Source organism: Terrimonas pollutisoli (genome assembly GCF_029360765.1).
Taxonomy (GTDB): domain Bacteria; phylum Bacteroidota; class Bacteroidia; order Chitinophagales; family Chitinophagaceae; genus Terrimonas_B; species Terrimonas_B pollutisoli.
On the sequence record NZ_JARKNA010000003.1, the window covers coordinates 378,628 to 400,094 of the forward strand.

Annotated in this window: 21 protein-coding genes; 12 read left to right on the plus strand and 9 right to left on the minus strand. The window is 41.8% G+C overall.

Annotated elements, in window-relative coordinates; all coding sequences use genetic code 11:
• Positions 1 to 119: 119 nt before the first annotated feature.
• Positions 120 to 1,436 (plus strand): ribosome biogenesis GTPase Der, encoded by a 1,317-nt coding sequence (gene der / locus P2W73_RS08270; RefSeq protein WP_276501540.1) that lies wholly within the window; start codon positions 120 to 122, stop codon positions 1,434 to 1,436.
• Positions 1,437 to 1,440: 4 nt separating this feature from the next.
• Here the strand turns inward: der and P2W73_RS08275 are convergent, their stop codons facing one another.
• The 3 genes from P2W73_RS08275 to mgtE form a co-directional block, all read right to left on the minus strand.
• Positions 1,441 to 3,633, minus strand: a complete 2,193-nt coding sequence (locus tag P2W73_RS08275) for a DUF4954 family protein (protein WP_276501541.1) — start codon at positions 3,631 to 3,633, stop codon at positions 1,441 to 1,443.
• 62 nt (positions 3,634 to 3,695) lie between these two features.
• Positions 3,696 to 5,534, minus strand: a complete 1,839-nt coding sequence (glmS, locus tag P2W73_RS08280) for a glutamine--fructose-6-phosphate transaminase (isomerizing) (protein WP_276501542.1) — start codon at positions 5,532 to 5,534, stop codon at positions 3,696 to 3,698.
• A 102-nt stretch (positions 5,535 to 5,636) separates the two neighbouring features.
• Positions 5,637 to 7,028, minus strand: coding sequence for a magnesium transporter (gene mgtE / locus P2W73_RS08285; protein WP_276501543.1), 1,392 nt, complete (start codon positions 7,026 to 7,028; stop codon positions 5,637 to 5,639).
• Between the two features lie 108 nt (positions 7,029 to 7,136).
• On the opposite strand from mgtE, the gene P2W73_RS08290 reads away from it, so the two are divergent.
• A complete protein-coding gene (locus P2W73_RS08290; RefSeq protein WP_276501544.1) occupies positions 7,137 to 7,520 on the plus strand; it encodes an SET domain-containing protein in 384 nt (127 codons plus the stop codon).
• An 8-nt stretch (positions 7,521 to 7,528) separates the two neighbouring features.
• Here the strand turns inward: P2W73_RS08290 and mutS are convergent, their stop codons facing one another.
• The gene (mutS, locus tag P2W73_RS08295; RefSeq protein ID WP_276501545.1) at positions 7,529 to 10,177 is read right to left on the minus strand and encodes a DNA mismatch repair protein MutS; all 2,649 of its coding nucleotides are present in this window, start codon (positions 10,175 to 10,177) and stop codon (positions 7,529 to 7,531) included.
• A gap of 190 nt (positions 10,178 to 10,367) precedes the next feature.
• Between mutS and P2W73_RS08300 the strand changes: the two genes are divergently transcribed.
• The 7 genes from P2W73_RS08300 to P2W73_RS08325 all read left to right on the plus strand — a co-directional run bounded on the left by P2W73_RS08300 (position 10,368) and on the right by P2W73_RS08325 (position 14,626).
• The gene (locus tag P2W73_RS08300; protein WP_276501546.1) at positions 10,368 to 10,895 is read left to right on the plus strand and encodes an RNA methyltransferase; all 528 of its coding nucleotides are present in this window, start codon (positions 10,368 to 10,370) and stop codon (positions 10,893 to 10,895) included.
• Between the two features lie 10 nt (positions 10,896 to 10,905).
• Positions 10,906 to 11,118: a hypothetical protein gene (locus tag P2W73_RS08305; RefSeq protein WP_276501547.1), complete on the plus strand. Its 213-nt coding sequence runs from the start codon at positions 10,906 to 10,908 to the stop codon at positions 11,116 to 11,118.
• Positions 11,119 to 11,241: 123 nt separating this feature from the next.
• A complete protein-coding gene (locus P2W73_RS26475; RefSeq protein WP_439145490.1) occupies positions 11,242 to 11,436 on the plus strand; it encodes a type II toxin-antitoxin system RelE/ParE family toxin in 195 nt (64 codons plus the stop codon).
• Between the two features lie 143 nt (positions 11,437 to 11,579).
• Positions 11,580 to 12,515: a UbiA-like polyprenyltransferase gene (locus tag P2W73_RS08310; RefSeq protein WP_276501548.1), complete on the plus strand. Its 936-nt coding sequence runs from the start codon at positions 11,580 to 11,582 to the stop codon at positions 12,513 to 12,515.
• An 81-nt stretch (positions 12,516 to 12,596) separates the two neighbouring features.
• Positions 12,597 to 13,007 (plus strand): Holliday junction resolvase RuvX, encoded by a 411-nt coding sequence (gene ruvX / locus P2W73_RS08315; protein ID WP_276501549.1) that lies wholly within the window; start codon positions 12,597 to 12,599, stop codon positions 13,005 to 13,007.
• Between the two features lie 90 nt (positions 13,008 to 13,097).
• Positions 13,098 to 13,679 (plus strand): peptide deformylase, encoded by a 582-nt coding sequence (gene def, locus P2W73_RS08320; RefSeq protein WP_276501550.1) that lies wholly within the window; start codon positions 13,098 to 13,100, stop codon positions 13,677 to 13,679.
• Positions 13,680 to 13,684: 5 nt separating this feature from the next.
• The gene (locus P2W73_RS08325) at positions 13,685 to 14,626 is read left to right on the plus strand and encodes a hypothetical protein (RefSeq protein WP_276501551.1); all 942 of its coding nucleotides are present in this window, start codon (positions 13,685 to 13,687) and stop codon (positions 14,624 to 14,626) included.
• A gap of 30 nt (positions 14,627 to 14,656) precedes the next feature.
• On the opposite strand, the gene P2W73_RS08330 is transcribed toward P2W73_RS08325, so the two are convergent.
• The gene (locus P2W73_RS08330; protein WP_276501552.1) at positions 14,657 to 15,724 is read right to left on the minus strand and encodes an RluA family pseudouridine synthase; all 1,068 of its coding nucleotides are present in this window, start codon (positions 15,722 to 15,724) and stop codon (positions 14,657 to 14,659) included.
• 109 nt (positions 15,725 to 15,833) lie between these two features.
• On the opposite strand from P2W73_RS08330, the gene lipB reads away from it, so the two are divergent.
• On the plus strand, positions 15,834 to 16,604 hold the full coding sequence (gene lipB, locus P2W73_RS08335; RefSeq protein WP_276501553.1) for a lipoyl(octanoyl) transferase LipB: 771 nt from the start codon (positions 15,834 to 15,836) through the stop codon (positions 16,602 to 16,604).
• A 58-nt stretch (positions 16,605 to 16,662) separates the two neighbouring features.
• Here the strand turns inward: lipB and P2W73_RS08340 are convergent, their stop codons facing one another.
• Both P2W73_RS08340 and P2W73_RS08345 read right to left on the minus strand, forming a co-directional pair.
• On the minus strand, positions 16,663 to 17,376 hold the full coding sequence (locus P2W73_RS08340) for a hypothetical protein (RefSeq protein WP_276501554.1): 714 nt from the start codon (positions 17,374 to 17,376) through the stop codon (positions 16,663 to 16,665).
• Between the two features lie 70 nt (positions 17,377 to 17,446).
• Entirely contained in the window at positions 17,447 to 18,328 is an 882-nt protein-coding gene (locus P2W73_RS08345; protein WP_276501555.1) for a 1-aminocyclopropane-1-carboxylate deaminase/D-cysteine desulfhydrase, read from the minus strand.
• 63 nt (positions 18,329 to 18,391) lie between these two features.
• Here P2W73_RS08345 and P2W73_RS08350 point away from each other — a divergent pair, with 63 nt between their 5' ends.
• Positions 18,392 to 19,294, plus strand: coding sequence for a nucleotidyltransferase family protein (locus tag P2W73_RS08350; protein ID WP_276501556.1), 903 nt, complete (start codon positions 18,392 to 18,394; stop codon positions 19,292 to 19,294).
• Between the two features lie 72 nt (positions 19,295 to 19,366).
• On the opposite strand, the gene P2W73_RS08355 is transcribed toward P2W73_RS08350, so the two are convergent.
• Together P2W73_RS08355 and P2W73_RS08360 are read right to left on the minus strand one after the other, a co-directional pair.
• Positions 19,367 to 20,482: a S1C family serine protease gene (locus P2W73_RS08355; RefSeq protein WP_276501557.1), complete on the minus strand. Its 1,116-nt coding sequence runs from the start codon at positions 20,480 to 20,482 to the stop codon at positions 19,367 to 19,369.
• On the minus strand, positions 20,475 to 21,050 hold the full coding sequence (locus P2W73_RS08360) for an RNA polymerase sigma factor (RefSeq protein WP_276501558.1): 576 nt from the start codon (positions 21,048 to 21,050) through the stop codon (positions 20,475 to 20,477). The genes P2W73_RS08355 and P2W73_RS08360 overlap by 8 nt, the downstream gene beginning before the upstream one ends.
• A 140-nt stretch (positions 21,051 to 21,190) precedes the next feature.
• Here P2W73_RS08360 and P2W73_RS08365 point away from each other — a divergent pair, with 140 nt between their 5' ends.
• Complete coding sequence (locus tag P2W73_RS08365) at positions 21,191 to 21,385, plus strand: hypothetical protein (protein ID WP_276501559.1); 195 nt, start codon at positions 21,191 to 21,193, stop codon at positions 21,383 to 21,385.
• Positions 21,386 to 21,467: the final 82 nt, after the last annotated feature.

Consider the following 21,467-nt stretch of genomic DNA (forward strand, 5'->3'; position numbering starts at 1 on the left):
GAGTAAAATGTAGCAATAGATTTCTAAATATATTTTTAATCATTTCGTTAATTGAAGTTCTTGATTCAATAGACAATTTCAATTATCGGAGTCTAAAAGTCCCTTTAGGGATTTAGGGTATGAGTTTTACAGTAGCAATAGTAGGTCGTCCAAACGTAGGGAAAAGTACATTTTTTAATCGCTTGCTGGAAGAGCGTAAAGCGATCGTTGACGACATGAGCGGCGTGACCCGTGACAGGCAATATGGTGTGGCTGATTGGAATGGAAAAAATTTCAACGTTATTGATACCGGTGGTTTTGTTGCTGGTAGCGAAGACGTTTTTGAAAAAGAGATTGCCAAACAGGTATTGATTGCCGTGGATGAAGCGGATGCGATACTCTTTATGGTCGATGCTCACACCGGCATGACTGACCTGGATGATTCAATGGCTCATGTTTTAAGAAGGAGTAAAAAACCTGTCTTCCTGACAGTGAACAAGGTTGATAATAACGAAAGGTTGCTGGAAGCATCGGAGTTTTATAGCCTCGGATTCGATCAAATATTTTTTATAGCGGCGGCCAGTGGCAGTGGTAGTGGTGAATTATTGGATGCGATCACCGAGTTAATTCCTGCTACACCCGACGAAGATGAAGAACAGGATGAAACAGCTTTACCAAAATTTGCGATCATCGGTCAACCGAATGTTGGAAAATCTTCATTATTGAATGCGTTGATAGGGCAGGAGCGGACTATTGTCAGTGAAATAGCAGGCACCACCCGGGATACGATACATACTCATTATAATCTTTATCAAAAAGAATTTGTCCTGATTGATACGGCAGGTATCAGGAGAAAATCCAAAGTGCATGAGGATCTTGAATTTTATTCCGTTATCCGGGCTATCAAAGCTTTGGATGAAGCGGATGTATGTCTAATCTTGTTGGATGCTGAAAAAGGAATAGCGGCGCAGGATCTGAATATATTTTCCTTGGCCGCCAGGAAAGGAAAAGGGATAGTTGTATTGGTAAACAAATGGGACCTGGTAGCGAAAGAAACAAATACTGCCAAGGAATATGAGGCCACTTTAAAGAAAAGACTGGCACCATTTAAAGATGTGCCGATCCTTTTTATCTCTGTCAAAGAAAAGACACGCATTTTCAAAGCCATTGAAACGGCATTGGAAGTCTACGAAAACCGCAAACGCAAAGTGCCTACATCAGAATTAAACAATGTGATGCAAAAGGCGATGGAAAACTATCATGCGCCTGTGGTTCGGGGGCATGCTATTAAAATAAAATTTGTAACGCAATTGCCAACGGCGGTGCCATCGTTTGCCTTCTTCTGCAATTTTCCGGACGACATAAAGGCGCCTTACCAGAATTACCTGGAGAATCAACTCCGCCAGCATTTTGATTTTACCGGCGTGCCGATCCGCTTATTTTTCAGAAAAAAATAAGCGGTCATTTACCGAATTGCTTGCTGATTGCGGCTGCCTTCTTTTTATATACAAGTAGTTCTTCCTGCTGTTGTTTGATAAAGGCATTGTCTTTGAGACTGCCGATTACTTTTTCCATTTCCTTTTGTGATTCGTATACCATCAGGCGAAATGGATTGGCATAATCTTTTGCTCTTGATTCATAAATGTTGTTGACCATCCATTCTTTTGTGGCAACAGCTTGTTGTAGCAATTGCAGAAATATTTTTCTGGTAAAGGAGGAAGGCTTGATCTCAAGAAGTTCAAGTAAGGACGCAACTGCATGTTGTCTTTTGTCATGCAGGTATTGCTCACTTTTTTGTTTATAAAAAGTATGCACCTCCTCCCAGTCACTTATCCTGCTTTCGTGAATGTCCTTGAGTAACTCATTGACGGACGGCTCAGGAATCAATTGGCTGCCGATATTTAACCAGTTTGTCCGTACAGGTTTCCCGATCGAATTAATCATGTCATCAAAAGAAGTGATCTCATCTCCTTCAATCCAATTTAGTAATTGGGTAACTCCGTAATAAATGATCATTTCTTTAAACATCTGATATGCTTCGGTGACCTTTACCAACTGCACCTTGCGGGAAGTATTTTCAACACCATCTATCAGTATCTCCAGTTTGCTGAGATTCTTTTTTTGCTCCAGCAACTTTTCTCCGCTTTGAAGGGCCTGCTCCTCGCTTATTTTTTTTGTCGCCTTTGCTTTTCCTACGGCTTTCTTTAGTAATTGTAAGGCATCGAATATTTCATTTACACTATCCGGCGCCAGGAAATCATATTCGAGATACTGGTTTTTGAATGTTCGCTTATCGCGGCTTTCATACTTGCCACTGTTGCGGGCAAGGGCATACATGTTATACATGAACCAATAACCCGGCATGATAACAAGCTTGTCATTAGCTACATCGTTACTTACCAAAGAAAATGGAATAGGGATATTTAACTCTGCCGGAAAATCACCTTTTGCAATCAATGTAAACGATGCAAACTTTGAATTGTGTTTTAAACTTACACATAAGCCTGGCCAAAATCCACGACCAGCAATTATTTCACCATCTGCACCGCGGGAATTATGGTTGGAGCCGATGGTAGCGCCGGCAGCCATATTCGTTTGGCCTTTTAATATAGAGGCGCATAAGAAGGAATTGTTATGGTGCTGCTCATGCGCAGGAAAGATCAATGAATTCAATACCTCGCAGCAGGAGATGGTGGAGTTGTCACCTAAAAATGAATTGATCAACCTGGCGCCATACTTTAGTTGGGAATGAGAAGCCAGGATAAAGCGAACGGCTTTCGCACCATAAAATGCTTTACAACCAAACCCGATAATACCATTCACCAATTCGCACCCTTCGCCAATTTGAGTGGGTGATTCAGCCGAAGAATTGATCGTCAGGTTTTTTAATTTATTCGCTCCTTTGATATAAGCATCGGTGCCAATAAATGTATCCTTAATGATGCGACTATTCTTTATCACCGAACGATCGCCAATCATTCCATAATAGCCACGCCGGTCATCAAATTTCTTTTCTGTAAATTCTTTGAATTTTTGCATTAAAGTTTCATCGCTGCGATAACGGGTCCACAGCCAGGCGTCACCAGCCTGCATTCCATCGAAGGGCATCACACGGCGGCCAGCATTTTCATTGCAGAGTTCCAGCCAGATGCGTACCGACTCTTTCTCACCTTTTTTAATGATGCCGTTTCCAAACTTCGCATGATTGGAAACTTCGATCTCATTTACATTCACAATGATTACCTCGTTGCCGATAATGTAGTGGCTGAGGTAGTTTACATTATTGATTACTACATTATCGCCAAGATCACAACTAATGATGGAACTGTTATAAAGCCCAACGGGTAAGCGGATATCATGAAATTCCAGGTAATAAGATTCAAGCCTGCCAATTCGCACCAGGCCATAAAACTTACATTGTTGTACAAGCGAAGTGTCAAATCCGTTTGTTACTAATACGTTGCTCCAATCATCTGAACAATTGCCATTAGCGATTAACTGGTTTATCTCGCTGTCAGTGAGTGAGCGATATTGTGAGTGATTGGGATTTTGGATATTTCGAAGATAATATTCGTCTTTTCCTTCAGGAATATATTGCTCATCAATGAAGTTGTAACCCAACCCCGATAACGGAGTTTTTGTGATTTGATTCATGTATAAAATTTTAAAGCGCAGAGCTATCAAATTTTCATAGCTCTGCGCCTGGCAAAACAACCTTATTCTACAGTAACAGACTTGGCGAGATTGCGCGGCTTATCTACATCAAGACCTTTTGCAATGCCAATATAATAAGCCAGTAATTGAAGGGGAACAACACTCAGCATAGGGGCCAATATTTCGTCAGCCGCCGGAACGATCATCACGTCATCAGAAAGCTCGGTAGAATGCACATCTCCTTCAGTGATGACAGAAATAACTTTTCCTTTCCTCGCTTTTATTTCCTGCATATTGCTGACTACTTTTTCATGGTAAGAATCTTTGGTAGCTACAAAAACTACTGGCAAAGTTTCATCAACCAAAGCAATAGGTCCATGTTTCATTTCGGCGGCGGGATAGCCTTCGGCATGTATATAGGAGATCTCTTTTAGTTTTAATGCGCCTTCCAGTGCTACAGGGAAATTATAACCCCGGCCGAGGTAGAGAAAATCCTGCGCATCTTTATATTTTTCAGCGAGAGCTTTTAGATGGTCGCTGCTTTTTAAAATATAAGCAACTTTTTCCGGCACATCATTCAATTCATTTAATAAATGCAGGTAACGCTCCTGTGAAATAGTGCCTTTCAGATGAGCGATCTTCAACGCAATCATAGTAAGAACAGCCAGCTGTCCTGTAAATGCTTTGGTACTTGCTACGCCAATTTCAGGACCGGCATGTGTATATGCTCCACCATGCGACATCCTGGCAATAGACGAACCTACTACGTTTACAACACCCAAAATGATGGCGCCTTTTTGTTTGGCCGTTTCTATTGCCACCAGGGTATCTGCCGTTTCCCCACTTTGTGAAATGGCAATAATTACATCGCCTTCGTGAATAACGGGGTTGCGATACCGGAATTCGGACGCATATTCCACCTCTACATTGATGCGGCAGAGTTCTTCAAAGACATATTCTGCCACGAGTCCCGCGTGCCAACTGGTACCGCAGGCAATCATCACTATGCGGCGGGCTTTCATGATCTGTTCAGCATATTGCTGGATGCCACTCATCGTAATAGTTCCCGCTTCCGCATCTAATCTTCCCCGGAGACAATCATAAATGGTCTGTGGTTGTTCAAAGATCTCTTTCAGCATGAAATGATCAAAGCCACCTTTTTCAATTGCTGCCAGTTCCAGGTCAAGCTTCTGAACATAGGGAGTGATCTTTTCATTACCGAGATTTTTTAAGATCAGCTCATCCGGTTTTATGATGGCTAATTCATAGTCGTTTACATATACCACTTCCTTGGTGTATTCCAGCATGGGAGATGCGTCGGAACCCAGGAAATGTTCGCCCTTGCCAATACCGATAACAAGCGGGCTGCCTTTACGGGCAGCAATGATTGTTTCAGGATCGTCTGCATCCATCAGCAGAATAACATAGGCGCCTACCACTCTCTTAAGCGCAATCCTTACCGCTTCTTCCAGCGAACAATTATTGTTTGTCTTAATTTCTTCAATAAAGTTCAAAAGAACCTCGGTATCTGTATCGCTCTTAAATGTATATCCTTTGTTTTGTAATTCACTTTTGAGCGGGGCGTAGTTTTCGATAATGCCGTTATGGATCATTGCTAATTTGCCACTGGCTGATTGGTGCGGGTGGGCATTGCGATCGCTTGGTTCACCATGGGTGGCCCAACGGGTGTGACCGATTCCTGCGTGGGCATGTAATTTTTTTCCAACGATCGATTCTTCCAGTTCGGCTACTTTACCTTTCTTCTTATACACATTTAATCCTTCGCCATTTTGTAAAGCAACTCCGGTGCTGTCATAGCCGCGGTATTCTAATCTTTTTAATCCTTTAATAATAATAGGGTAGGCTTCTCTTGGGCCGGTATATCCAACGATTCCGCACATAGATGATTTAGGTTTTTTATATGCGGTAAAGATATAGAATTGTTTAGGTTGTGCAAACGATTGAGCGCCGTTGCAGATTGCCGCAAAATGCATTAAAAGCATTTATAATAACGTGCCGCTCAGCAGCATGAAGGCAACCGAAAAATAAATAATGAGGCCGGTGACATCAACAAGCGTGGCTACAAAAGGAGCTGAACTAACAGCAGGATCGGCGCCTAAACGTTTTAGCATCATGGGAAGCATACTTCCGGCCAGGGTACCCCATAGCACGACACCCAACAATGTTATGCCTACGGTCAATCCCAATGCCACCCAATGCGCTCCATACAAATCAGGAAATATGGAATGCCACACAGCAATACGAAAAAAACCAATGATGCCGAGTACAGACCCCAGGAGGACTCCTGAAAAAATTTCACGCCGCATTACCCGCCACCAATCCGAAACTGTTATTTCACCTACTGCCATGGCTTGTATGATGAGTGTGGAGGCTTGCGAACCACTGTTGCCACCGCTGGAAATAATCAATGGTACAAATAAAGCAAGCACTACTGCCTTGGCAATCTCATCTTCAAAATAAGCCATCGCCGTTGCGGTTAACATTTCGCCTAAAAACAATATCACCAGCCAGACTATTCTTTTCTTAAAGAGGCGAAGAATCGGCATTTCCAGGTAAGGTTCATTCAAAGCTTCCGTACCACCCATCTTTTGCATGTCTTCGCTAAATTCTTCGCTGGCTACCCACAATATATCATCGATGGTTACAATACCCAATAACTTATTACTGTTGCTGACGACGGGTAAAGCCACCCGGTTATTCATCTTAAATACTTCGCTGGCGGTTTCCTGGTCATCAAAAGCATTTAACGACACCACCCTGTCATCCATCAATTCCGAAACTTTTTTATCGGGTGCATTCAAAATAAATTCATGGATCCGCAAATCGTCCAGTAGCTCTCCTTTTTCATTGATCACATAGATCACATTGATGGTTTCACTGGTTTTGCCATATTTCCGGATGGTAGCGAAAACTTCTTCAATGGTGTTATAGGGATACACATACACATAGTCCGGCGTCATCAAACGGCCAATACTATTTTCAGGATAGCCCAATAATGATAAAGTGATCTTTCTTTCTTCGGGATCGAGTAATTTAATGAGTTCACGAACCACATTACTCGGCAAGCCTTCGAGAAAATCGGTACGGTCATCAGCCGGTAATTCATTCAATAGGGAAGCGACGGTATTGGGTGGGAGGGTTTGGATAATTCTTTTTTGTGTGGGAAACTCGAGTATCTTGAAAACACTGGCGGCACGGTGCACCGACATGTTGGCAATGATCTGGCTTTCATAATCGGGGAACTCATAAACCAGGTCCACTACATCACTGATATTCTGATGATTCAAAAAATCACGGATCTGCAATTTGTCTTCCGTTTGGATAACGGCTTTAAATTGCTCCGGTAATGAAGGTTGTTCGTCTTCTAATGACATGAGTCAAAAATACGAAGTACAGGCTATGAAATGCCCATGCTACTGCCGTTTCTGTATTAACTAATATTTACGTACTTCGTGACTTTTATTTTAAACATTATTTGCTGCATGATCCTGCCTATTCTTTTTATTGCCCCTTCCGGCGACCTGGGCCGCGGTGTTTACACGTCATCCGCTATTGAAGCAGACACGGTTATCGAAATGTCCCCGGTTATTGTCATGAGTAATGATGACCGGAAGCTGCTGGATAAAACCCTGTTGCATGATTATATTTTTGAATGGGGCAAAAAAGGTAATCAATGTTGTATGGCCCTTGGATATGTGCCGATGTATAATCACTCTTATAAGTCCAATTGCGAATACGAAATGGATTTTGACAATGACCTGATCAGTATTAAGACGGTTCGGTACATAAAAGAAGGAGAGGAGTTGTTTATCAATTATAACGGCGAGTGGAATGACAGCAAGCCGCTTTGGTTTGATGCGAGGTAATGTGAATCTTATTTCAACTTATTCTTGATCTCCTGCAATTTCAATAAAGCTTCTACAGGCGTAAGACGGTTGATATCCGTTGATTCCAACAGTTTCCTTATTTCATCAAAGGTTTCGCTATGCGCATCAAAGATGGAAAGCTGCATTTGTGGCAGTGAAAGATTTTTTACTTTATCTGAAATCCTTTGACTTTTCACTTCTGACTTCTGACCTCTGACTTCCGGCTCTCCTTCCTCCACATGTTTACTTTCCAATTGCGATAATATTTCATTGGCCCTTTCAATCAATGAAGGTGGCATTCCCGCCATTTTGGCTACATGTATACCAAAACTATGTGTGCTGCCGCCCGGCGCCAGTTTGCGAAGGAAAATTATTTTATTGCCAACTTCTTTGTTGGTGATATGGTAGTTCTTTATGCGCTGAAACTTATCTTCCAGTTCATTCAGTTCATGATAATGCGTGGCAAATAAAGTGATCGGCTGGTGAGAGGTGTTGTGCAAGTGTTCTGTAATGCTCCAGGCAATAGAGATGCCATCGTAAGTGGAAGTGCCGCGGCCGATTTCATCGAGCAGGATCAGACTGCGGGGCGTGATATTATTGATGATGGAAGCAGTTTCATTCATCTCCACCATAAATGTGGATTCGCCGCCACTTAAATTATCGGATGCGCCAACACGGGTAAATATTTTATCAGTCAACGAAATCTTGGCTTCTGTAGCGGGAACAAAACTTCCGATATGGGCCATCAAAGTAATGAGTGCCGTTTGCCGGAGCAAAGCACTTTTACCACTCATGTTCGGGCCCGTGAGAATAATGATCTGTTGATCCGTTTTATTTAGCTCCAGGTCGTTGTGAATATACGTTTCACCTACCGGCAAATTTCTTTCAATAACCGGGTGGCGGCCTTCTTTCACTTTCCATTCAGGGCCTGTATGCAAGACCGGTTTCTTGTATTGATAATGAATAGCGTTTTGTGCAAAGCAGCAAATGCAATCGAGTATGGCGATAATATTACCATTGTTTTGCACCGGAGCGAGGTAATCAAACAATTCGTTTAATAGTGATTCATACAGTTGCAACTCCAATTGCAGGATTTTATCTTCCGCGCCGGTTATCTTTTCTTCATAGTCCTTCAGCTCCGGCGTGATAAAACGTTCCGCATTAGCGAGGGTTTGCTTCCGCATCCATTCGGCAGGCACTTTATTTTTATGCAGGTTGGTTACTTCCAGGTAATAACCAAACACGTTGTTGAATCCTATCTTCAGGGAATTGATTCCCGTTCTTTCTATTTCCTTTTGCTGTAGTTGTACCAGGTATTCTTTTCCTGTCTGCGATATTTTTCTTAGCTCATCCAATTCGCTGCTGACATCTTTATTCATCATGCCACCTTTAGCAGCAACAGCAGGTGGATTATCAACAATTTCTTTAAAAATTTTTTCGGCGATATAGGGGCAGGGGTTCAATGCATCACCCAATCTTTTCAGGTATTCATTGTCAGCAGTCAAACATAGCTCTTTGATCGTTGCTACCTGTTGCAGGCCCCTCGCTAGTTGCAACACCTCACGGGGATTAATCTTTTTCATCGGGATCTTAGACACCAGTCTTTCAATGTCACCACATTGTTTGATGGACTGTGAAACTCTGTTTCGTAAATCAGTTTCTTTGATGAAAAATTCCACCAGTTTCAGCCGCTCATTGATCTTAAGAATATCTTTTAACGGGAAAATGATCCAGCGTTTCAGCAAACGGGCACCCATCGGCGATACGGTATTATCCAGCACACTTAACAAAGTGTGATTGCCTTCTGAATTACCATATACCAATTCCAAATTCCTGATGGTGAACCGATCCATCCATAAAAAATCGTCCCGGTCGATACGTTGAATAGAAGTGATGTGCTGCAGGTTGGGATGCTCTGTATCTTTTAGATAATGAATGATGGCACTGGCGGCAATTAAGCCATTGCCGAGATCATCAACGCCAAAACCCTTTAAGGAATGTGTCTGGAAATGTTTCAGCAAAACATCTTCGGCATATGTTTTATCAAAGATCCATTCATCCAGGGTGTAGGTGTACATTTTTCCGCCAAACCATTCTTTGAAATTTTTTTGTTTGTGGCGTTGAAAAATGACTTCGGCTGGTTTAAAACTTTGCAGCAATTTATCCGCGTATTCTTTATCACCTTCGGCGATAAAAAATTCACCGGTTGAGATGTCGAGGAAGGCAAGGCCAAAATGCTCATTCTCGGCGAAATGTATTCCCGCCAAAAAGTTGTTGCTATGATGTTCCAGTAATTTATCGTTGACAGTGGTGCCCGGCGTTACCATTTCGGTTACGCCTCTTTTCACCACGCCTTTTGCCTGTTTGGGATCTTCAAGCTGATCGCAGATAGCCACACGATAACCGGCCTTTACCAATTTATGCAGGTAAGTATCCAGGGCATGATGCGGAAAACCGGCTAATTCAAGAGAAGAAGCTGCGCCGTTGTTTCTTTTGGTCAATGTAATGCCCAATACCTGCGAGGCGATCACTGCATCCTGGCCAAACGTTTCATAAAAATCCCCTACCCGAAATAGCAGGATAGCATCGGGGTATTTCTGCTTAATAGCCCGGTGTTGCTGCATCATGGGAGTTTCTTCAACTTTCGCTTTAGCCATCAGGATAATCGCCGTTTTAAGGAGGGCAAAAATAAGGAAGTGTTGATTCAACTGTTCCGGCTTGGGTAACTGGTGTATAAATAGCTTTTCACAACCATATTCTGCTGAGGACTGTACGTGCTTTGATTGAAATTAATTGTAATCATTTGCAGGGTTTTATATTTCCATCCTGACCGGTTAATTTTGCGCCATGCGAAAACTGAGCATGGAAGAGTTGGGCCGCAAAACGGTAGAAGAATTTAAAGAATCTCCCAAAACACCTGTTATAGCCGTACTGGAAAATGTTCGGAGTGCCTATAATGTTGGCAGTGTTTTTCGCACAGCCGATGCTTTTTTGATTGAAGCCATTTATATCACCGGCTATACCGCCAAACCACCGCATAAAGAGATCAAAAAAACAGCTCTCGGCGCCGAAGAAACGGTTACCTGGAAACATTTTCCCTCGGCCAAAGAAGCTGTGGAGGATTTACGGCGGGATGGTTACAAAGTTTTCGCCATTGAACAGGTAGAAAACAGTATTTCTCTCGAAAAATTTGATGCGGCAGGGAAAATAGCGGTCATTTTTGGCAATGAGGTAACGGGTGTGGAGCAGTCAACCATTGGCTTATGTGATGGCACCATTGAGATTCCACAATTAGGAATGAAACATTCGTTGAATATTGCGACGGCGGCGGGAGTGGTGTTGTGGGAGATGGTGCGTTCCAGGATTTCAACCTAAATTTGTAGTTATGGAAACGATAATTGTAAAACCCAAAAACTCTGAGCAATTCAAGGAGGTACTTGACTTTTTGAAAAAGAAACGGGTGAAGAATGAGGTTTTCAAAGAACCAACGAAAAAGGAAATTTTGGATTCAATAGAAAGAGGAGCAAAAGAAGCAGCCGAGTATTTAAAAGGGAAAAGAAAACTTCGAAATATACAAGACCTTTTGGATGAGCTATAAAATCATTCCTACATCCGAATTTGAGAAAGAACTTAAAAAACTTGCCAAAAAATATCCTTCTCTAAAAAATGATTTGGGGTTCTTGTTCAATCACTGACAATAAATCCAACTCAGGGTACTGCGCTGGGTAATAATTGTTACAAAATACGGTTAGCAATTGCCAGCAAAGGAAAGGGAAAAAGTGGCGGAGCAAGGCTAATCACCTTTGTAAAATTGATAAATGAAGTAGTGTTATTGATTAGCATCTATGACAAATCGGTTAAGGAAAATATTTCTGTAAAAGAATTGAATGACCGGTTAAAACCGTATTTAAAATAAATTATGACAAAGGTCAGAAGCTATCTGTCACTTATAAAATTTTCCCACACCATCTTCGCCATGCCTTTTGCGATGATTGGATGCCCCCAGCCCTTAAAGGGGAGTTTGCCAATTGAAAATTGAACATTGAAAATTGAACATTGATGAATAGCGTAAAAAAATATTTAAGCCTAATAAAATTTTCCCATACCATTTTCGCAATGCCTTTTGCGATGATTGGATTTTTCTTGGCAACCAGATATGACACTCCATTAAGTATTTTGCTTGAAAATCCTTTTAATGTTTACATAAATGGTGAAAGAATACCTGGCCTAAATCCTCCACTGAAATTTTATTTAAAAATACTCATCCTCGTCATCCTCTGCATGGTCTTTGCCCGGAGTGCAGCCATGGCATTCAATCGTTATCTCGACAGAAGCTTTGATGCCAAAAATCCCAGGACCGCAATAAGAGAAATTCCGGCGGGTATATTAAAAGCAAACAGTGTTTTACTTTTCACTCTTGTCAATTGCCTATTGTTTATTGTTTGCACTTTCTTTATAAATAGACTTTGCTTTTACCTGTCACCCGTTGCTTTGGCAGTTGTGTTGGGTTATAGTTATACCAAACGATTTACGCCGCTCTGTCATTTGGTGTTGGGGTTGGGTTTATCACTGGCGCCTATTGGCGCTTATTTGGCTGTTACAGGCCAGTTTTCATTGTTGCCTATTCTCTTTTCACTTGCCGTTATTTTCTGGGTCAGTGGATTTGATATAATTTATGCCTTGCAGGACGAAGAGTTTGATAAATCACAGCAACTTTATTCTATTCCGGCGTGGTTAGGCAAGGCAAAAGCGTTACGGGTATCCGAGTTGCTCCATGTGTTGAGTGCGGCTTGTGTCATTGGTGCGGGTTTGTATGGAGGTTTTGGCTGGCTGTATTGGATCGGCATTGCGGTGTTTACAGGCATGCTGATCTACCAGCATTCTATCGTCAAACCCAATGATCTTCGAAAAGTAAACCTGGCTTTTATGACGGCGAATGGAATAGCCAGTGTGGTCTTTGCGATATTTGTGATTGCCGACCTGTTTATAAACTAGAACGCAGATCATCATGATCGTTATGATTGATTATGATGATCAGTGCATATCTTAATAATCATAAAAATCAGCGTTCCTTCTATGCCCCGGATAATTGCCATCGATTATGGTCTCAAGCGTACCGGCCTTGCCGTAACCGATCCTTTACAGATCATCGCCACCGGGCTCACTACGGTTGAATCAAAACAATTGATCCCTTTTCTCAAAGATTATTTCTCGAGGGAACAGGTAGAACTGATCATCATCGGTGAGCCCAAAAACTGGGACGACACCGATACCCATGCCACCCCGCTGGTGGAAAAATGCATCAAAGAGCTCCAAAAAAACTTTCCAGCCATTCCCATCAAAAAAGTGGATGAACGCTATACCTCCAAAATGGCGAAAGATGCCATGCTGGAAATGGGACTTAAAAAAATGCAACGAAGAAACAAGGCCCTGGTTGATGAAATAGCCGCTACCATTATGTTGCAGGAGTATATGCGGAATAGTTAAACCCTTGTTCCAGGGTAGGTTAGTAAGCCGATAAGGCTTAAATTTGCACCTTCAATTTTGTGTAAACGTTGAACTTTTAAATTCGTCAATTTGATTTTCCCGATTGTAGCATATGGCCACCCGGTTTTAAGAAAACTTGCCACCGATATTACCCCGGATTATCCCGGTTTGTCAAAATTTATTGAAGACATGTGGGAAACCATGTATGCCAGCAATGGCGTTGGGCTTGCTGCACCGCAGGTCAACAGGGACATCCGGCTGTTTGTGATGGATACCGTCCAAATGTTTGAAAATATGGATGAAAAAGACAAAAACGATTACCCCGATGCACCCGGCATCAAGTCCGTTTTTATCAATGCCCATATTAAAGAGCTGGATGGCGAAGAATGGCCCTATAACGAAGGCTGTCTCAGTATACCGAAAATCAGGGAAGATATCTACCGGCATGAGACAGTGACGCTGCAATACGTGGATGAAAATTTTCAACCACAGGAGAAAACATTCAATGGTCTTTCAGCAAGAGTGATCCTGCACGAATATGATCACCTGGAAGGAAAACTTTTTATCGACTATCTTTCGCCGCTCAAGAAAAAACTGATGAAGGGCCGGTTAAATGATATTTCCAAAGGGAAAATAAGTGTCGACTATAAAATGCTATTTCCCGATAAATAAGCAGCATGAAGAAGCTTTTCTTATTCGTACTCTTATTTTTTTCTTTCATTCTGCGGGGTTATGCCCAAACGGATTCGCTGGACAATGAGCGCCTTGCAAAAATGATCAACCTGTCCGAAGTAGTGGTACGGACAGATATCAATGTTCCCAAATTTATTGACCGGGTAAAAAACGACACGACTTTTTACAAAGCCTTTAAAAACCTGCATGTGCTGGGCTTTACAGCATTGAATGATATTCGCATTATGGATAAAAAAGACCGGCAAAAAGCGGGCATGCAAAGTAAGACCCGACAGGTAAGAGAAAATGGTTGCCGCACCACGGAAATCATTTCCGAAACTACACAGGGCAATTTTTATAATTCCGACAGGGAGTACAACTATTATACTGCTGAATTATACGCCGGATTGTTTTTCACCAATGGAAAAATTTGTGGTGAAAATAATATTGTAAAAGGAACTTCTTTTGATGCGAAAGGAAAATCAGGTGTTGCCAGGCATAAAGAACAATTGAAAATGTTATTCTTCAATCCTGGCAAGAAGATACCAGGCATTCCTTTTATCGGCAACAAAATAAATGTTTTCGATCCCGACGTGGCGGCGTATTATGATTTCATGATTGACCAGGTGGAGTATGGGGGCAAGCCCTGTTATCTTTTTTCGGTGAAGGCCAGGGAAGACTTATCGGGCGGGGAAAGAGATAAGATCGTTATTGATAATATGATCACCTGGTTTGACGCGGTGACCATGGAGGTGCTGGCCCGCAATTATAGCCTTAGTTATGACGCTGGGGTGTATGATTTTGATGTTAGTATGGAAGTAGAGATGACAAAGCTTGGTGACTATTTGGTTCCCAAAACTCTCCGCTACAAAGGCAATTGGGACGTAGTGTTCAAAAAACGGGAGAGAGGAGTGTTTACGGCAACGTTATTCGATTTTAAGAATTAAAGTCGGAAGTCAGACCTCTGACTTCCGTTGTCATTTCTCCATCCGGTTTCCAACTGCACTGATATACTTTCTCCATCTCTCAATCACCTGCTTCATATCGTCTGCCAGTTCGGTGTCAAAAAATAATTCCTCACCTGTTTCGGGGTGTATAAAGCCCAGCGTTTTTGCATGCAGGGCCTGGCGCGGACAAATAGCAAAACAATTGTCGACAAACTGTTTGTATTTAGCATACACTGTTCCCTTTACAATTTTATCACCGCCATAAAAATCATCGTTGAAGAGCGGATGTCCAATATGTTTCATGTGCACCCTTATTTGGTGAGTACGACCGGTTTCCAGTATGCACTGTACTAATGTTACATAGCCAAATCGTTCCATTACTTTGTAGTGGGTGATCGCTTCTTTGCCATGATCGCCTTCGGGATAAGCAGCAAACTGTTTTCTGAAACGCAGGTGACGACCAATATGGGCAACTACAGTGCCGTCATCCTCCTGCATATCGCCCCAAACTAACGCCACGTATTGCCGTTTTACCGTGTGATCAAAGAATTGCTTGGCCAGCATCCGCATGGCATGCTCCGTTTTTGCCAATACCAGTAAGCCACTGGTATTTTTATCAATACGATGCACCAAACCAAAGCGGGGTAGGACAGCTTCGGAAACGGCAGGATTTTTTTGTTGCAGGTAATAAGCCACACCATTCAGCAATGTGCCTGAATAATTACCGCTGCCGGGGTGCACAACCATGCCCACTGGTTTATTGATCACCATCAGTGAGTCATCTTCATATACAATATTGAGGGGGATATTTTCGGGAACTATTTCTGACTCTTCCGGGTCGGTATCAGAATATACAATGATCTCGTCGTTTGGCTTTACTTTATAATTGGGCCTTATTTCTTTGCCATTTACGAGCACCATGCCGGTATTAATGGCCCTTTGCAACTTATTCCGGGTGCCTCGTTCTATCCGGTTTATCAGGAATTTATCTATGCGTAACGGTTCCTGTCCTTTATCTACCGTCAGGGTAAACCTTTCATACAGTTCATCGTTATTATCGATAATTTCCTGGGGTTCGAGCTCATTTTCCTCATTCATAGTGCCGTATCATTTTTGCAATCCTGCAAAGGTGCGCATTTCAATTTGTTTTTATAGCATTCTTGTCAGAAGTCAATTTAAAAGCAGGATCGTAAATTTGCCGTTTACTATGAGCAAACAACCGGTTATTTTCAGGGATTTGGGGAGCATGGATTATAAAACTGCCTGGGACTACCAGGAAAACCTCCTGCAGGAAAATGTCAGGATAAAGTCAGAAATCAGGAGCTGCGAATCAGAAATGAAAAGTGAAATGTCAGAAACTGAGGGACTGCCAACTGCCAACCGCCAACTGTCAACTACAAACTATCTCCTCTTCGTAGAGCATCCTCCCGTTTATACGTTGGGGAAAAGCGGTCATATAGAGAACGTGCTGCTGAGTGAGGAAAATTTAAAAGCAAAGGGGATTGAATTCTTTCGTACCAACCGTGGTGGCGATATTACGTTTCATGGTCCGCAACAAATAGTTGGTTATCCGATCCTGGACCTGGAAAAATTTTATACTGATATCGGGAAGTACCTGCGCAATATTGAAGAGGTGATCATACTTACGTTGAAGGAATATGGGATAGAGTCGGGACGTTCCGCAGGAGAAACGGGTGTTTGGCTGGATGCTGATAAAAAAGGCCGGGAAAGAAAGATTTGTGCCATTGGTGTTCGTAGCAGCCGCTGGATTACTATGCATGGTTTTGCGTTCAATGTTAATACAGATCTCGATTATTTCAATTTCATCATACCCTGCGGTATACAGGATAAACAGGTAACTTCTTTACAAAAAGAACTGGGCAGGCCGTTAAATTTTGAAGAAGTGAAAGAAAAGGTGAAAAGGAATTTTGAGAAAGTATTTGATGCAGAACTAAAGACAATAGACAATAAGCAATAAGCGATTTCAACAGTCAGGATCTGATTTGTCAATTGCCCATTGCTTATTTGTCAAGTTTTTAAAACTCCTTCGGTATGTAGAATTTATTTTTTTCCAGCAGTTCACCATCCTGGTACAATTCAAATTTGAACCAGCCGGCGTGGTAAAAATTTGCCTTATCGATTTTGAAGTCTTTTTCTTTTACCTCTTTTAATTCAAATAGCAGCTCATTTTCCTGGGTGAAGAATTTAATGCTGTATTTTTTTTCATCTTCATCCGGTAATAACACTCTTACATAGCCATCTTTATAGGTAAACACTCTTTTGGAAGGAATAAACATGTCTGTCTTGGGCCGGTTATTGGCAGCAACAGGGCCTATCACAACGCTGTCAGAAATGATCACTGCCAGTCCAGGCAAATCTGTTTTAACAGCGGCATCTTTTTTTACTACGGTATCTTTTACAGGTCTTTTTGAATCACTGAAAAGATAGGCACCCTTGTCAAGCATTATATAAAGACGGTAAAACATCTGGTCATGATTGGCCTTTGTATCGGCAAATCCATTTTCAGGAAGTGTAGGATCGGCAACAGTAAGTATCGTTTTAAAATTTCTCGTACTATCAAAAGAACGCTGAATGCTGATCTGCCTCACTGTTTCAAAAGTGTTGACCCAACCAATAACGATACGGTTGTTACCGACATTTTTCACTGAAAATTTGGGAAGAGTATCCTGGGCTAAACCTTGGGCCGCGGCGAGAGAAATGATATAGAGAAACAGGACGAGTTTTTTCATAATTCAAAAACGAAAGATATGGATTGTTTGCATCCATAAGCAACAAATATACCATACATGGTCAAGAATGTTAAAATAGCAGCGTTCCTTCCTTCAACGAGTCATTTCCCTGCAGGCCGCCACTATGGATTACAAGGATTTTGCTACCTGGAGGGAAGTAGTTTTTCTCAACCAGGTCTGTGACGGCGTAAAATAATTTGCCGGTGTACACAAAATCAGTAGGAACACCTGTTTGTCTGTAAAACGCATTCATGAACTGCAATAACTCCGGCGTGTGTTTAGCATAGCCATTAAAAGAATAATCATGCAGGACGGACCAGTTTTTTTTGTCAACGTCCAGGAGCGATTGCACCTGGGAGGACAAGGAGAAGTTATTTTTTAAAACACTGATGCCAAGTATTTGTTGATCGGATGATAGGCCGTTAATAATGCCGGCCATCATGGTGCCTGTACCAACAGCGCAACAATAATGCGTATATGATTTGTTGCAACAATTTAAAATGGTAGAAGCTCCTTTGGCTCCAAGCCGCCCATAGCCGCCCTCATCTACTATTGCATATTCACTGATGTTTAAGTCTGATGGTATTTCTTTTTTTTGAAAGGATGAACGTGAAATGAAAATAAGCTGCATCCCCAAGTCTTTAGCCATTTTCAAAGTATTGGAAAGATGAAGACTCTCTTCGCCGCGGATAATGCCAATGGATTGGAGTCTGTGCAGCTGACAAGCCGCTGCCGTAGCAACGATGTGATTTGACCATGCGCCGCCAAATGTCAGTATCCCTTTTTTATCGGTGGCTTTGGCTTCATCGATGTAGTAGCGTAGTTTGAACCATTTGTTGCCGGATATTATTGCATCAACCTTGTCAAGGCGTAAAACCTCAACTTCGATGTTATAATTATTGAAAGACGCAATACGATCAGTTGTTATCCGGTCAAACGATAGAGCAGGCATTTAAAATAGCATGAATGGGTAGCGAATTTAGTTTATTTTCGTGCCCAAAAATTTTAAGACTCTATGCAACCGACATTGGTAATATTGGCAGCCGGCATGGCATCAAGGTATGGAAGTATGAAACAGATACAAGGATTTGGACCTGGTGGCGAAACGATTATGGATTACTCAATATTTGATGCAATACGATCAGGATTTGGCAAAGTTGTATTTATCATCCGTCGTGAGTTTGCTGATGACTTCAAAGAAATATTTGAACCGAAATTAAAAGACCGTATCGCTATCGACTATGTATACCAGGATATGGAAGCGTTTACGGAAGGATATAATTACCCGGCTGATCGCCAAAAACCATGGGGAACTGCACATGCAGTATTATGTGCCAAGGATAAGGTAAACGAGCCGTTTGCGGTAATCAATGCTGATGACTTTTATGGTCATGATGCGTTTGTAAATGCTGCTGATTTTCTCGTAAATGATTGCAACGAAAAAAACTATGCGATTGTTGGTTATGACCTGTTAAAAACGCTTTCTGACTACGGTACAGTAAACAGGGGTGTCTGCAGCCTGGATGAAACTGGTCACCTTGCCGGTATAACAGAAAGAATCAATATTGGTAAGAAAGGGGATAAAATTACTGTGGATGATGGTTTGGAACCAAAGGAACTTTCACTGGATACAAGGGTGTCAATGAACTTTTGGTGTTTTGATACATCCTTTTTCTCCTACACACAAAAATTGTTTCGTGAATTCCTGCAACAATATGGCCAGGAATTAAAGTCTGAATTTTTTATTCCGATTGTTGCCGACCAGTTTATCAAAGAGGGTGGAAGAGTGGAGATTATTCCGACTACTTCTTCGTGGTTCGGTGTGACTTATAAAGAAGATGCACCATTTGTAGAAAATAGCCTGAAGACATTGATCGACCAGGGAGAATATCCGGAGAAATTATGGGTTGAAAAATAATATCAACTGAATTCAAAAAGTAAAGCCATCCGCATTGCGAATGGCTTTACTTTTTTTATGAAAGAGAAGGGATTAGTTCACTTTAACCATAAAAACATAATCTTCTACTTTTTTCACCTGTTGTGTGCGGTCCATGCCGGCCAGCGAAGACTTGGAAGCCAGTTTTACCCGTTGATAAGAGGTATCTTTTTTCAGGTCATTTAATGCTTTGTGAATATGTTTTGCCTGCAAAGCAAAAACAACACCTTCAGCAGCAGTTTCTCTTGTGCTTAGTATACCGACGATTTCGCCCTGCTGATTCAATACCGGTCCACCACTGTTACCAGGATTGGCCGGAATAGAGATCTGGCAGCTTAATGTATCGCCATTAAAACCGGTTTTTGCACTCAGGTATCCTTCACCATAAACAATTTCATCGCGGGGATAACCTAATGTAAAAATAGGTGATGCAAGATCAGTAGATGATTTGCTGATAGCGTAAGGGATAGAGGCGAACGGTTTAAAGTTAGTATCCTCGATTTTCAGGATCGCCAAATCTTTCACTTCGTCGATCAACACAATTTTAGCATTAAAGCTGGCGCCCGACTTATTTTGAACCGCAATATTGCGTGCATTTCTTACAACATGGGCATTTGTAACCAATAAACCTTTGCCATCAATTAAAAAACCCGACCCTCCCGATTTATACGTAATGGCCGGATCAACAGTGATCTGGTTTCTCAGGCTATTTACCGCATTTTTTTGTGAACGCTGCTCGGCTTTTACAATTTGGATATCACGGCTGAGATCCTCCACCAACTTCTTATTACTAGTAGCTGGCGAGAATGACCAAACCAGCGAACTAAAAGTAAGAGCTGTAACACCGGCAATTGATGCGGCAATGGCGGCTACCTTTTTGTATTTGTTCCACATGTACACCATTTTGGCTTTGCCTTTCAGCTTATCAGCGTTGATCTTACCCTGTTGGGCAAGGTCAGTGTGTACATCATGCAACGTGGAATGAAATCTCTTCCATTCACTAAAGCGGTTCATTTGTTGCAAAAACAAGGTGTGCTCCACCACTAATTGATCAATTTCACCATTTGTTTTGCGCAGGTTCTCAAAGTGTAATCGCTCATCCGGGTTCATTTCACCACGGATATACCTTTCAACAGCGTCAAGTATCATTATTTCATTAGGCTCATTCATCACCCACTCCGTTTTTATAATGAGTAAAAAATATTTTCTTCAGTCTCATCAGGCACTTATACTTCTGTGTTTTAGCATTTTCGGCGTTGGTGTAGCCAAAATTGGCCGCTATTTCCTGCATATTTCTTTTTTGCAGGTAAAAAGCTTCCAGCAGGCTTTTACAAGGTTCTCCCAAACCGGAAATTGCTTTTTCCATCATTTCAAATTCGGCGTCCCGGCGGGCATGTCCTTCTATGTCATCTTCTACCTGCACTACAATTTCCGCATTCCCGATTTCACCGGTATACCGGCTGGCCTGCTGTAATCTCTTGAGCCACAGTCGCCTTGCAACAGAATAAACATAAGTCTTGATCAGACAGTTCAGCTCAAAGGTGCCGGACCTTGCTTTTTCATAGAGTATGATCATGGCCTCCTGGAAAATATCTTTTGCGTCGTCGGCCGTACCGTTATTGTTGATTACCAGGGACTGAACCGTACTATAATTCTCCTTGTAGATCGTTTCCACGGCTTTCTTATCGTTGCGGGCTAATCCTTGCAATAAAATTCGTTCGTTATTCTCTTGGTTCACTATCCGTTATTTAATACTTTTTTTTAAAAATAGTAACCCTGTCTGCCCTTAAAAAATTTTTTTTAAAATTATGGGTTACCTTTTCCCGCTTGCGGTATAAAGAATGAAATATTTCATAAAATAAAAATTAAAAAATCACAATGAAAAAGCTTTTTATCGTACTGGCAGTAGCTAGCCTTGGTTTTGTAGCATGTAACAACGAAAGCAAAACTGAAGAAAAATCAGGAGATACAACTTTGACCACAACTCCCCCTGCTGATACAACAACTACAGCTCCTGCTGATACAACCGTTAAAGCAGATACAACTGTTAAAGCAGATACTTTGAAAAAATAAGAAATTCCTCACGGCAAGCAAATCGTTAGGTGGCCGTTCCGATAAACCGGAACGGCTTTTTTTTATCACGGGTGAAGGATTT